Source organism: Pseudomonas sp. (genome assembly GCF_041601375.1).
Classification (GTDB): Bacteria; Pseudomonadota; Gammaproteobacteria; order Pseudomonadales; family Pseudomonadaceae; genus Aquipseudomonas.
Map to the genome: position 1 here is coordinate 1 of NZ_JBFIIG010000120.1, position 12,701 is coordinate 12,701.

Sequence of the window (12,701 nt, forward strand, 5' to 3'; positions counted from 1 at the left end):
TACATCATTGATTTTGTGGATTATTTTGTTTCTGCAGGAGCGGCCGGACGGCGTTCCGCTTCAGCCGCGAATTCTTCGCGGCACAGCACAGCTTCGCGGCTGAAGCCGCTCCTACAGGTGCCCACAAGCCGACAGACACGATTGCCCCCCGTTTGCTGCGCGACAGCGCGGCGTCTGGACGACGGGGGATCTCTTATCAAACAATCCGTACATCATTGATTTTGTGGATTATTTTGTTTCTGCAGGAGCGGCCGGACGGCGTTCCGCTTCAGCCGCGAATTCTTCGCGGCACAGCACAGCTTCGCGGCTGAAGCCGCTCCTACAGGTACCCACAAGCCGACAGACACGATTGCCCCCCGTTTGCTGCGCGACAGCGCGGCGTCCGGACGACGGGGGATCTCTCATCAAACAAGAAATGACTCATTGTTTTATATATAGCCTGTAGGGCGGGTTAGCGGCGATTGCACTCCCGAGCAAGTCACAGATCCGAGGCGCCGCGCAACCCGCCGCCGCTCATCGGGCCGGAGATCCAGCGGCGCGCTCAACCCTGCGCCGGTCGAGGCACCAGCTTCAGCGCTGCCGAATTGATGCAATAGCGCAAACCGGTCGGCGCCGGACCATCGGGGAAGACGTGACCCAGGTGGGCATCGCATTTGCCACACTTCACCTCGATGCGGTGCATGCCGTGGCTGAAGTCATCCAGGCTGGCAATCGCATCCTTGCTCAGCGGCTGAAAGTAACTGGGCCAGCCACTCCCGGAATCGAACTTGGCGTCCGAGTCGAACAATGCCGTGCCGCAGCAGGCGCAGTGATAGATGCCCGGCGTCTTGCTGTCATGGTACTCACCGGAAAAGGCGCGCTCCGTGCCGCCCAGCCGGCAGACATGGAACTGCGTCTCCGACAGCTCTTCGCGCCAGGCTTCCAGGGGTTTTTCGAGCTTGTCCATGGGTACAATCCTCAATAGAAAAAATCGTCTGGAGCGGTTTTTAACGTCACGCAGCAACTGCTCGTAGGGTGCGGCCACTGATGCACGCCATGAAAAATCGTCTGGAACGATTTTTAAGGTCGCGTAGCGACGGCCCGCAGGGTGGCGGCCATGGATGGCACGCCATAAAAAAGCCGGACCAGTACCTTTGCCAAGGTCAGGCTGCAACGTATCATTCGCCCCCAGTCTGTCACCCGCGCCACAAGCTGCCAAGGCTCGCCTGATCGGGTCTTTTACACGGTAATTCAACGGCGTTTCACCACTCGGGAACACTTACATGCAGTTCAGCAAATCGAACAAGCTGGCCAATGTCTGCTATGACATTCGCGGCCCCGTGCTCAAGCACGCCAAACGCCTGGAAGAGGAAGGCCATCGCATCCTCAAGCTGAACATCGGCAACCCGGCGTCGTTCGGTTTCGAAGCCCCGGAAGAAATCCTCCAGGACGTCATCCGCAACTTGCCGACAGCCCAGGGCTACAGTGACTCCAAGGGTTTGTTCAGTGCGCGCAAGGCGGTGATGCAGTACTACCAGCAGAAGCAGGTGGAAGGCGTCGGCATCGAGGACATCTATCTGGGCAACGGCGTGTCCGAGCTGATCGTCATGGCCATGCAGGCGCTGCTCAACAACGGCGACGAAGTACTGATCCCGGCCCCCGACTATCCGCTGTGGACTGCCGCCGTAGCCCTGTCCGGCGGTAAGCCGGTGCATTATCTGTGCGACGAACAAGCCGGCTGGTTCCCCGATATTGCCGACATGCGCGCCAAGATCACGCCGAACACCAAGGCACTGGTGCTGATCAACCCGAACAACCCCACCGGCGCGGTGTATTCCAAAGAAGTCCTGATGGACATCGTCGAACTGGCGCGCCAGCACAACCTGGTGCTGTTCTCCGACGAGATCTACGACAAGATCCTCTACGATGAAGCCCAGCACATCTGCACCGCCTCGCTGGCGCCAGACGTGCTCTGCCTGACCTTCAACGGCCTGTCCAAGTCCTATCGCGTAGCGGGTTTCCGCTCCGGCTGGGTGGCGATTTCCGGGCCCAAGCACCGCGCGCAGAGCTATATCGAAGGCATCGACATTCTGGCCAACATGCGCCTGTGTGCCAACGTGCCGAGCCAGCACGCGATCCAGACTGCCCTGGGTGGCTACCAGAGCATCAACGACCTGGTGTTGCCGCAAGGGCGCCTGCTCGAGCAACGCAACCGTACCTGGGAGCTGCTCAACGACATCCCTGGGGTCAGCTGCGTCAAGCCCATGGGCGCGCTCTATGCCTTCCCAAAAATCGACCCCAAGGTCTGCCCGATTCACAACGACGAGAAGTTCGTCCTCGACCTGCTGCTTTCCGAGAAACTGTTGATCGTCCAGGGCACCGCCTTCAACTGGCCTTGGCCGGATCACTTCCGCGTGGTCACCCTGCCGCGGGTCGATGACCTGGAACAGGCCATCGGCCGCATCGGCAGCTTCCTCAAGGGCTACCAGCAGTAACCGGAGATGAGCATGACCCAGGGCAAACGTTATCTGCTGACCGGCGCCAGCTCCGGTATTGGCGCCGCACTCGCCCGCGAACTGGCGAGCAAAGGCTATGACCTGGCCCTGGCGGCGCGCCGCGAAGACAGCCTGCACCTGCTGGCGGCGGAACTGCAGGCGCGCTTCGGCCGCAAGGCCATCGTCCTGCCGCTGGATGTGACCGACTACGCGGCCTGCCAGGACGCCATAGGCCTGGCGGCAAACGCCCTGGGCGGACTGGACGGGCTCATCGCCAACGCTGGCATCGCCCTGAACGGCAAAGTCGGGGGCGGCCACTTCCAGCGCGCCAGGCTGACCCTGGAAACCAACCTGATCGGCGCCATCGCCTGCCTGGAGGCAGCGGCCGCGCTGTTTCGCCAGCAAGGCCATGGTCACCTGGTCGCCGTCGCCTCGGTCGCCGGCAAGCGCGGCCTGCCCTCTGCCGCGGCCTATTCGGCGAGCAAGGCCGGCCTGATCAGCTACATGCAGGCCGCCCGCGCCGAACTGCAGAGCAAGGGCATAGACACCACCCTGCTGCTGCCCGGCTTTATCGATACGCCTCTCAACAGCGATATGCCCAAACGACCCTTTGTGATCGATGTGCAGCGCGGCGCCACGCTGATCGCCCGACACATCGACAAACGCCACAGCAGCGCCTATGTACCAGGTTGGCCCTGGGCGATCCTCGGTCGCCTGTTGCCACTATTACCCACCTCGATGATTGCCAAATTCTGATGGACCTACAAATCGACGATTTCTACAAGGATGCGGCAGCCGGCATGCTGCACCTGTATCAGGTCTTCCCGCGCAAGATGGCGCTCTACGTCGAAGACCTGATCGGCCGCGAGGAGCCGGATGAGTTCGGCCTGCCGAGCAAGCGCCATGAGAGCTGTCTGGGTGCGCTGCTGTGGCTGGCCGAGGAAGGCTACCTGCGCTTCGACTCGACCATCGCCTACGACGCCCTGGATCAGGCGGTGCTCAGCGAAAAAGGCTTTCTGCGCCTGAGTCGCAGCGTGCCGCACGCCCTGCGCGAAGGCGAAGTGCTGCCCCCCAGCGTGCGCCGGGTGCACGCCACCCTGGCCTTTCAACTGCGCGACGCGCTGAGCCAAAAGCATGGCGAACGCCTCGCCCGCCTCACCCGCTTGCTCTTCGAGAGTAACCTGACCGCCACAGGCGACACAGTTTGAAATAGTCCCCAGGTTGAAGAGCCGGGGGGCGCGCCCTTATATAGCCAGCATTACGAGCCGGCCCTTTTCCGTGAGGAGTAGTTTCACAATGCGCATTCTGCTGTTTCTGGCTACCAACTTGGCGGTGTTGATCATCGCCAGTATCACTCTCAAGCTACTGGGGGTAGACCGCTATACCGGCCAAAACTACAGCAGCCTGCTGATCTTCTGCGCTGTATTCGGTTTCGCCGGCTCGCTTATTTCGCTGCTCATCTCCAAGTGGATGGCGAAGATGAGTACCGGCACCGAGATCATCACCCAGCCACGCACCCGCCACGAACAATGGCTGCTGCAGACCGTCGAGGAACTGTCGCGCGAGGCGGGGATCAAGATGCCGGAAGTGGGAATCTTCCCGGCCTACGAATCCAACGCCTTCGCCACCGGCTGGAACAAGAACGATGCCCTGGTGGCCGTCAGCCAGGGTCTGCTGGAACGCTTCTCGCCGGATGAGGTGAAAGCCGTGCTGGCCCACGAGATCGGCCACGTAGCCAACGGCGACATGGTCACCCTGGCGCTGATCCAGGGCGTGGTGAACACCTTCGTGATGTTCTTCGCGCGTATCTTCGGCAACTTCGTCGACAAGGCCATCCTGAAAAACGAAGGCAGCCACGGTATCGGTTACTTCGTCGCGACCATCTTCGCCGAACTGGTACTGGGCATCCTGGCCAGCATCATCGTCATGTGGTTCTCGCGCAAGCGCGAGTTCAAGGCCGACGCAGCCGGCGCCCGCCTGGCAGGCACCGGTGCCATGATCGCCGCCCTGCAGCGCCTGCGTGCCGAACAGGGCGTGCCGGTGAACATGCCCGACAGCCTCACCGCCTTCGGCATCAACGGCGGCCTGAAGCACGGCCTGGCCGGCCTGCTGATGACCCACCCGCCGCTGGAAGATCGCATCGAAGCCTTGCGCCAGTTGCGCTAACCACCCGCAATGAATAAGGGCGACCATCGGGTCGCCCTTATTCATTGTCGCTTTGCAGCAGCGGCCACACTCAGCCCGCTCCTGCTCAGCGTTTGACCAATCGGTATACCACCTCATCCAGCGCCTGCAGGTTGTGCTTGATGAATTTCCAGTTGCCCCGCAGCACATCCAGCCGCTCCAGCGTCTCGACCCGCCAGCCCGCGCCGAACAACTCCTGCACTTCGGCATCGCTCACAGCGAAGGGCGGTCCGTCCATCTGCGCCTGTGCATAGTCGAGGGTAATCAGCAGGCCCCGACATCCCGCTGGTAAAATGGCCTGCAGATGGGCGACATAGCGCACGCGCAGGTCCGCCGGCAAGGCGATCAATGCCGCACGATCGTAGAGCCCCTGGCAATCGACGAGCTGCTCCGCCGTCAGGGCGAAGAAATCGCCGCACCAGAGCTCCACCGCTCCGGCGCGATAGACCTTGAACGCCCCCTCCTGGCTGATCTCTGCGTTCAAGCCATGTTCCGCGAAGAAATCCTCGACCGCCTTCTGCGCCAACTCGACGCCCACCACACGATAGCCCTGCCCCGCCAGCCAGGCCAGATCCAGGCTCTTGCCGCATAACGGCACCAGCACCCGCGCGCCCGGGTGCAGCTCGAGCGACGAGCAGTGGCGCTGCAGATAGGGATTGACCCGATCCAGATGGAAACCGATCTGATCGCGCGCCCAGCGCGCCTGCCAGAATGCCTCGTCCACTCTTACCCCCAAAAATACGATCAAATAGCTCAAGAATTTATACTGGAACTCGATATTACCAGCCGTGAAGATGGCCACATCCTACCGTAGGGACCTACCCCATGCTGCCTTCGCTTTTTATCTCCCATGGCTCACCCATGCTCGCCCTGGAACCCGGCGCCAGCGGTCCGGCCCTGGCCCGCCTGGCCGCAGAGCTGCCCAGACCAAGGGCCATCCTGGTAGTGTCCGCCCACTGGGAAAGCACTGAGCTGCGCGTCACCAGCGCCGCCCAACCTGAAACCTGGCATGACTTTGGCGGTTTTCCCCCGGAGCTGTATCGGCTGCAGTACCCGGCGCCCGGCAATCCGCAGTTCGCCGCGGACGTCGTGAAACTGCTCGGCGCAGCCGGCTTCCCCGCACAACTCGACGCCGAACGCCCCTTCGATCACGGCGCCTGGGTGCCACTGTCACTCATGTACCCGGCTGCCGACATCCCGGTCGTGCAGCTCTCGCTGCCCAGCCGCCATGGCCCGCAATTGCAGACCCGCATCGGTCGCGCCCTGACCGGACTGCGCCAGCAAGGCATTCTGCTGATCGGCTCCGGCAGCATCACCCACAACCTCGGCGAGCTCGATTGGCAAGCCGGTCCCGAGGCGATCGAGCCCTGGGCCCAGGAGTTCCGCGACTGGATGGTGGCCAGGCTGGCCGAGGACGACGAGACGGCGCTGCATGACTATCGCCAGCGAGCCCCGGCGGCCGTACGCAACCACCCCAGCGACGAACATTTACTACCGCTGTTCTTCGCCCGCGGGGCTGGCGGCCGGTTCAAGGTCGAGCACAGCGGTTTCACCCTCGGCGCCCTGGGCATGGATATCTACAGCTTTGCCTGAGACACCCAGGCACCGCCAAACTGCGACATGATTCAGCAATGGCCTCGCACACCGAAGCTATCGATCACGGAACCGGAGCAATCTGTGCTTCAATCATCTGCATGACCCTGCCCTTGGAACCGTCGGCCACGAGGCACAGGTGTCACGCAGAAGGTGTGGACGATATGAACTCAATCAGGCTTACAGCCATAGCACTTGTGGTAGTCGGAACCCTGGCGCTGATTTATGGTGGCTTCAGTTATACCAAGGACAGCACCGCGGTCAAACTCGGCCCGCTCGAGCTTTCCGTGAAAGAGAAAGAAAGGGTCAACGTCCCCATGTGGGCAGGGATTGCCGCCATAGTGGCCGGCGGCCTTATGCTCGTAGCTGGCAGCAAGAGGTCGTAACGCCGCTGCAGGCCTTGCCTGCCAGGTGGACGGACACAAAAAAGCCCCGCATCTCAACAATGCGGGGCTTCTTGATTAACGCTTAACGCGGATCTTTAGCGCTTGGCGCGAATCAATCTTCGCGATAACGACGCAGCTTGAGCGGCTTGCCACCGACGCGGGTGTCTTTCAGCTTGCTGAGCAAACGCTCCAGACCGTCTTCCGGCAGCTCGACCAGGCTGAAGCTCTCGCGCACCTGGATGCGACCGATGGCTTCGCGAACCAGGCCGCCCTCGTTGAGGATGGCGCCCAGCAGGTTCTTCGCCGCGATACCGTCACGCGCACCCAGCGCGGTACGGCAACGGGCACGACCTTCGGCCAAAGGCACTGGCGCACGACGCTCACGGCTGTCGCCACGGTCCGAACGCTCGCTGCGCTCACGCGGGGCGCTGGTCGGCACCAGCGGCTGCTCGCGCTCGACCTCGGCCAGGGTCAGGGCCTGCCCGTTGGTGGCCTTGCGCAGCAGCGCGGCGGCCAGGGCACGCGGGCTGCAACCGATTTCCGCGGTCAGACGGTCGAGCAGATCGCCGTGGCTGGCTTCGGCATCGGCCACCAGCGGTGCCAGGCTCGAGGTCAGCTTCTTGATCCGCGCGTCCAGCACTTGCTGGCCGTCGGGCAGGCGCACTTCGCTGACTTTCTGCCCGGTGACACGCTCGATCACCTGCAGCATACGGCGCTCGCGCGGCGTTACCAGCAACAGCGCACGACCGGTACGACCGGCACGGCCGGTACGACCGATACGGTGTACGTAAGATTCCGGATCGTAGGGCATGTCGACGTTCATCACGTGGGTGATGCGCGGCACGTCCAGACCACGGGCAGCGACGTCGGTGGCAACGACGATGTCCAGGCGGCCATCCTTGAGCGACTCGATCACCCGCTCACGCTGGTTCTGGGCGATGTCGCCGTTCAGGGCGGCGGCCTTGTAACCGCGGGCTTCGAGCACGGCGGCCAGATCCAGAGTGGCTTGCTTGGTGCGCACGAAGGCGATCAGCGCGTCGAACTCCTCGACTTCCAGCAGGCGCAGTACCGCGGCGTGCTTCTGGTCGGCGTGGACCAGCAGGTGAGCCTGCTCGATGGCGGTCACGGTCTGAGTCTTGGTTTCGACCCTGACGTGCTTCGGATCACGCAGATGCTTCTCGGCGATGCTGCGGATCGAATGCGGCAAGGTGGCCGAGAACAGCACGGTCTGACGGGTTTCCGGCATGGCCTTGAAGATCACTTCAAGGTCGTCCATGAAGCCCAGCTTGAGCATTTCGTCCGCCTCATCGAGCACCAGGTGCTGGATGGTCGACAACACCTTCTCGTCACGACGCAGGTGATCGACCAGACGACCCGGAGTGGCGACGACAACCTGAGCGCCGTTACGGATGGCTTTCAGCTGCGGGCCCATGGGCGCGCCGCCGTAAACGGCGATGACGTTCAGCCCTGGCATTTGCTTGGCGTAGGTTTCGAACGCAGTGGCGACCTGCAGGGCCAGTTCACGGGTTGGCGCCAGAATCAGCGCCTGCGGCTGGCGCTTGGTCGGATCGATGCGGCTGAGAATCGGCAGGGCGAAGGCGGCGGTTTTACCGGTACCGGTCTGTGCCTGACCGATCATGTCGTGACCGGCAAGGATCACCGGAATGGACTGCACCTGAATCGCCGAAGGCTCTTCGTAGCCAGTCGCGATCACTGCGGCGAGAATATTGGGATGAAGATCGAGTGCGGCGAAGCCGCCGAGTTCTTGGGTCATGGGTCTGCCTCTAGTGCATCCGCAAAGACCCATGCTCCAAAGCTGCGCATGCCGTGTAAGACCCTAGAGTCACCCTGGCAGCCGTGTCGGCGGGGATTTGCGAAAACGTGGTTGTAAATGAATCGTCAAGGATAGTCCGCTACGCAGACTGACTGCCGGAGATGACCTCCGGGCGAGTTGTGTAACCTGAACGTGGCCATGAATTGACCGGCGCGCACTATACCGGAAAAGCTGGCAGTTGTGCTGGTTTTCCCACAATTAAAACATCTGCACCGCCAAACGGTCGCCCAGACCGGACTTGAACGCAGGTCATCCTATGCCCTGGACACAGGGCCGCTTGCCGGCCAGCACTGGCCCGACACCGTATCGACACTCATTCGGCAGTTGCCTATACGCCCCACCAGGTGCGATTTGCTGTGGCCCTGCGATATCCTCTTGCATGACATTCTCTGCGCAAGGATTTCTGCCATGACTCAAAGCACCAGCGGTCGCGTCAGCCGTGAGAAACGCGGCAGGATCATGCTGATCGGTCTGGATCGACCGACCAAACGCAATGCCGTCGACCTGGACATGCTCAATGGCCTGTGCCTGGCCTATGGCGAGTTCGAACGCGATGGCGAAGCGCGCGTGGCCCTGGTCTTCGCCCATGGCGAGCACTTCACCGCCGGGCTGGACCTGGCCAGCGTGTCCGCCAGCTTTGCCGCCGGCTGGCAGGTCCCCGCCGGTGGCTGCGACCCCCTGGGCGTGTTTGGCGGTCCGCGGGTGAGCAAGCCGGTGATAGTCGCGGCCCAGGGCTATTGCTTCACCATCGGCATAGAACTGATGCTCGCCTCGGACATCAACCTGTGCGCCAGCAACACCCGCTTCGCCCAGATGGAAGTGCAGCGCGGTATCTTTCCGTTCGGCGGCGCCACCCTGCGCATGCACCAGAGCGCCGGCTGGGGCAATGCCATGCGCTGGCTGCTCACCGGCGACGAGTTCGACGCTCATGAAGCCTACCGCCTGGGCCTGGTGCAGGAAGTGCTGGCCAGCGAAGAGCTGCTACCCCATGCGCTCAAGCTGGCCGAACGAATTGCCGCCCAGGCACCGCTCGGCGTGCAGGCCACCCTGGCTTCGGCGCGCCAGGCCGTGCGCGAAGGCGAAGCCGCGGCGATGGTCAATCTGCATCCGACGGTGGCCCGCCTGATGGCCAGCGAAGATGCCCAGGAAGGCGTGCGCGCCATGCTCGAACGCCGCCCCGGCGACTTCAAGGGGCGTTGAGAGCTTGTGAAAGTACGCCCGCTGCTGACGTTGCGCTACGGCGCTCGATATTTCCACAAGCCCTGAGCACAATCAACTGGCCGGGCGCAGCGCCTCGATCAGTGGCTGCAGGGAGTAGCCCAGCTGCGGCGCCAGGGCCGTAGCCCTGGCTTGCAGATCGCCCAGGTCGAGCTGTTGCTCGAGATCGGCCGGCACCAGCAGGATGACATTGCCCTCCTTCACCGGACATTCCCAGTAATGCCTATGGTAGAGGCCGCGCAGCAGCGGCGCGCCGAGCGGCTTGCCGTCGTTGCCGGCCCACTGGTTGATGATCAGCCAGCCGCCCGGATTCAACTGCTTCTGGCAGTTCTCCAGGAAGCGCCAGGCCAGGTGGCCGACGCCGGGACCGTGGTCGGTATAGAGGTCGACGAAAATCAGGTCGGCACTTTCCGCGGTTTCCAGTAGGTCGAGGGCGTCGCCGATGCGGATGGTCAGACGCGGGTCGTCCTCCAGGCCGAGGTACTGCATGGCCAGGCGCGGCACCTCGGGACGCAGCTCGATGGTTTCGACATCGTCCAGCGGCAGGAACCTGAGGCACGCCTGGGTCAGGTTTCCGGCGCCGAGCCCGAGAAACAGCGCGCTCTGCGGCTCGGCGTGGCACAGGCCACCGAGCAGCATGGCGCGGGTGTAGTCGTACTCCAGCCAGCTCGGATCGGCAGTGAATACGCAGCTCTGCTCGATCGAGTCGCCGAATTCGAGAAAACGGTACTCGCCGATCTCGACCACGCGGATCACGCCAAACGCATCCTGCACCTCGGCGAGCAAGACTTCTTCTTTCATCTCTTCCACCGGGGGCAAACCTGGCATGCATCGTTCTCCAGCCTGAGGTTCCCAGCCGTCGCAGCCGGGGCAAGAAGCCAATTGTCAGGGAAGCGCCCGCGCCGGGTCACGCGATAATTCACCGCGGCGTGCCTGGCCAAGGGTTGCGACGGACACCGACCAAGGCGCGCCAGGCCACCCTCAGTACCCTCATGCAGCGGCTCTATCACGCCTATCGGCTTGAAGGCGCGGGCTGATCGGTTACCATGCCCTTCTGCTTATATAAGTTGCCTGATTATTCAATTGCCTGATTATTAAACTGCCCGAAGTCGAGAATCATCATGTCGCAAGCCTGGAGCCCCGAAAGCTGGAGAAGCAAGCCAATCCAGCAGCAGCCGCACTACCCCGATGCCGCCCACCTGGCCAAGGTCGAGCAGACCCTGGCCGGTTACCCGCCGCTGGTATTCGCCGGCGAAGCCCGTGAGCTGCGCCGCCAGTTCGCCGAGGTGAGCCAGGGCCGCGCCTTCCTGCTGCAGGGCGGCGATTGCGCCGAGAGCTTCGCCGAGTTCAGCGCGGCGAAGATCCGCGACACCTTCAAGGTGTTGCTGCAGATGGCCATCGTCATGACCTTCGCCGCCGGCTGCCCGGTGGTGAAAGTCGGGCGCATGGCCGGGCAGTTCGCCAAACCGCGCTCGGCCAACGACGAGACCATCGGCGAGATCACCCTGCCGGCCTACCGCGGCGATATCGTCAACGGCATCGGTTTCGACGCCAAGAGCCGGGTGCCGGATCCGGAACGCCTGCTGCAGGCCTACCACCAGTCCACCGCCAGCCTCAACCTGCTGCGCGCCTTCGCCCAGGGCGGCTTTGCCGACCTGCACCAGGTGCACCAGTGGAACCTCGACTTCATCGCCAACTCGGCCCTAGCCGAGAAGTACAGCCACCTGGCCGATCGCATCGACGAGACCCTGGCGTTCATGCGCGCCTGTGGCATGGACACTTCGCCGCAATTGCGCGAGACCAATTTCTTCACCGCCCATGAGGCGCTGCTGCTCAACTACGAAGAAGCCTTCGTCCGTCGCGACAGCCTCACCGGCGGCGACTACGCCTGCTCGGCGCACATGCTCTGGATCGGCGACCGCACCCGCCAGCTGGATGGCGCCCACGTCGAGTTCCTGCGCGGCGTCGGCAACCCGATCGGGGTCAAGGTCGGCCCGAGCATGGATCCGGACGAGCTGATCCGCCTGATCGACATCCTCAACCCGGACAACGACCCCGGCCGCCTCAACCTGATCGTGCGCATGGGGGCGGACAAGGTCGAAGCCCATATGCCGCGCCTGGTGCGCAAGGTGCAGGGCGAAGGCAAGCAGGTGCTGTGGAGCTCCGACCCGATGCACGGCAACACCATCAAGGCCTCCAGCGGCTACAAGACCCGCGACTTCGCGCAGATCCTCGCCGAAGTGAAGCAGTTCTTCGCCGTACACCAGGCCGAGGGCAGCTACGCCGGCGGCATCCATATCGAGATGACCGGGCAGAACGTCACCGAATGCATCGGCGGCGCCCGACCGATCACCGAGGACGGCCTGTCGGATCGCTACCACACCCACTGCGACCCGCGGATGAACGCCGACCAGTCGCTGGAACTGGCCTTCCTGATCGCCGAGACGCTGAAGCAGGTGCGCCGCTAACTGCAGCTGTTGTTCGCGTATCTCCTACCGCTCCTACGCCACGGTCAGGCTGTAGGAACGGTGGGAGACACCTTGCCCCATGCCCGCGATCAATTCTTGATCAGCTCAGGCAGTAAGGCGCTCGCGCAAACGCCCGAGCATGCCCAGCAAACTACCGACCTTCTCCCGCTCGCGCTCGTCACGCGGCACCTGCGCCAGGCGCGTGACCACCGGTGCCGGTTGCGCGCGCCACAGCAAGGCCTGCTCGGCGGCGGCCTGCAGGCCCTTCTCGAACAGGCCACGGCGGATCGGCTTGGGCAGGTAGCGAAATATCTGCGCCTCGTTGATCAGCTTGAGCAGCGCCTGGGTGTCGCAGAACGGCGTCACCACCAGGGTCAGTAACCGCGGATGGGCCTGGGCCAGGGTTTTCAGCAAGGGCGCGACCTCCTCACCGGCCAGTTTCAGGTCGCTGACCAACAGATCCACCGGCAGCTCGTTGAGTACCCTCAGCGCCTCACTCAGGTTGCTCACGCGTAACAGACGATGGCCGCCGGCCATGCAAAAA

The 12,701-nt window shown here is 63.2% G+C and carries 12 protein-coding genes and 1 pseudogene; 8 read left to right on the plus strand and 5 right to left on the minus strand.

Annotated elements, in window-relative coordinates:
* Positions 1–541: 541 nt before the first annotated feature.
* The gene (msrB, locus tag ABZE94_RS15060; protein ID WP_372876313.1) at positions 542–946 is read right to left on the minus strand and encodes a peptide-methionine (R)-S-oxide reductase MsrB; all 405 of its coding nucleotides are present in this window, start codon (positions 944–946) and stop codon (positions 542–544) included.
* A 316-nt stretch (positions 947–1,262) separates the two neighbouring features.
* Here msrB and ABZE94_RS15065 point away from each other — a divergent pair, with 316 nt between their 5' ends.
* The 4 genes from ABZE94_RS15065 (at position 1,263) to htpX (ending at position 4,640) form a co-directional block, all read left to right on the plus strand.
* Positions 1,263–2,474 (plus strand): pyridoxal phosphate-dependent aminotransferase, encoded by a 1,212-nt coding sequence (locus ABZE94_RS15065; RefSeq protein WP_238041591.1) that lies wholly within the window; start codon positions 1,263–1,265, stop codon positions 2,472–2,474.
* A 12-nt stretch (positions 2,475–2,486) separates the two neighbouring features.
* The gene (locus ABZE94_RS15070) at positions 2,487–3,230 is read left to right on the plus strand and encodes an SDR family NAD(P)-dependent oxidoreductase (RefSeq protein ID WP_372876314.1); all 744 of its coding nucleotides are present in this window, start codon (positions 2,487–2,489) and stop codon (positions 3,228–3,230) included.
* Positions 3,230–3,682: a hypothetical protein gene (locus ABZE94_RS15075; protein WP_372876315.1), complete on the plus strand. Its 453-nt coding sequence runs from the start codon at positions 3,230–3,232 to the stop codon at positions 3,680–3,682. Before ABZE94_RS15070 ends, ABZE94_RS15075 begins: the two co-directional genes overlap by 1 nt.
* An 88-nt stretch (positions 3,683–3,770) precedes the next feature.
* Positions 3,771–4,640: a protease HtpX gene (gene htpX, locus ABZE94_RS15080; protein ID WP_372876316.1), complete on the plus strand. Its 870-nt coding sequence runs from the start codon at positions 3,771–3,773 to the stop codon at positions 4,638–4,640.
* Between the two features lie 85 nt (positions 4,641–4,725).
* On the opposite strand, the gene ABZE94_RS15085 is transcribed toward htpX, so the two are convergent.
* Positions 4,726–5,382 carry a thiopurine S-methyltransferase gene (locus tag ABZE94_RS15085; RefSeq protein ID WP_372876323.1) on the minus strand — a complete coding sequence of 219 codons (657 nt, stop codon included), beginning with the start codon at positions 5,380–5,382 and terminating at the stop codon, positions 4,726–4,728.
* 101 nt (positions 5,383–5,483) lie between these two features.
* Between ABZE94_RS15085 and ABZE94_RS15090 the strand changes: the two genes are divergently transcribed.
* Positions 5,484–6,251, plus strand: a complete 768-nt coding sequence (locus tag ABZE94_RS15090; protein WP_372876317.1) for a class III extradiol ring-cleavage dioxygenase — start codon at positions 5,484–5,486, stop codon at positions 6,249–6,251.
* A gap of 164 nt (positions 6,252–6,415) precedes the next feature.
* On the plus strand, positions 6,416–6,637 hold the full coding sequence (locus ABZE94_RS15095; RefSeq protein ID WP_372876318.1) for a hypothetical protein: 222 nt from the start codon (positions 6,416–6,418) through the stop codon (positions 6,635–6,637).
* Between the two features lie 112 nt (positions 6,638–6,749).
* Here the strand turns inward: ABZE94_RS15095 and ABZE94_RS15100 are convergent, their stop codons facing one another.
* A complete protein-coding gene (locus ABZE94_RS15100; protein ID WP_372876319.1) occupies positions 6,750–8,444 on the minus strand; it encodes a DEAD/DEAH box helicase in 1,695 nt (564 codons plus the stop codon).
* Positions 8,445–8,879: 435 nt separating this feature from the next.
* Between ABZE94_RS15100 and ABZE94_RS15105 the strand changes: the two genes are divergently transcribed.
* Positions 8,880–9,671, plus strand: coding sequence for a crotonase/enoyl-CoA hydratase family protein (locus ABZE94_RS15105; protein WP_372876320.1), 792 nt, complete (start codon positions 8,880–8,882; stop codon positions 9,669–9,671).
* 72 nt (positions 9,672–9,743) lie between these two features.
* On the opposite strand, the gene ABZE94_RS15110 is transcribed toward ABZE94_RS15105, so the two are convergent.
* On the minus strand, positions 9,744–10,517 hold the full coding sequence (locus ABZE94_RS15110) for a spermidine synthase (protein WP_372876321.1): 774 nt from the start codon (positions 10,515–10,517) through the stop codon (positions 9,744–9,746).
* A 293-nt stretch (positions 10,518–10,810) separates the two neighbouring features.
* Here ABZE94_RS15110 and ABZE94_RS15115 point away from each other — a divergent pair, with 293 nt between their 5' ends.
* Positions 10,811–12,157, plus strand: coding sequence for a class II 3-deoxy-7-phosphoheptulonate synthase (locus ABZE94_RS15115; RefSeq protein WP_372876322.1), 1,347 nt, complete (start codon positions 10,811–10,813; stop codon positions 12,155–12,157).
* A 105-nt stretch (positions 12,158–12,262) separates the two neighbouring features.
* Here the strand turns inward: ABZE94_RS15115 and ABZE94_RS15120 are convergent.
* A pseudogene (locus tag ABZE94_RS15120) lies at positions 12,263–12,701 on the minus strand (response regulator); the annotation flags it as partial.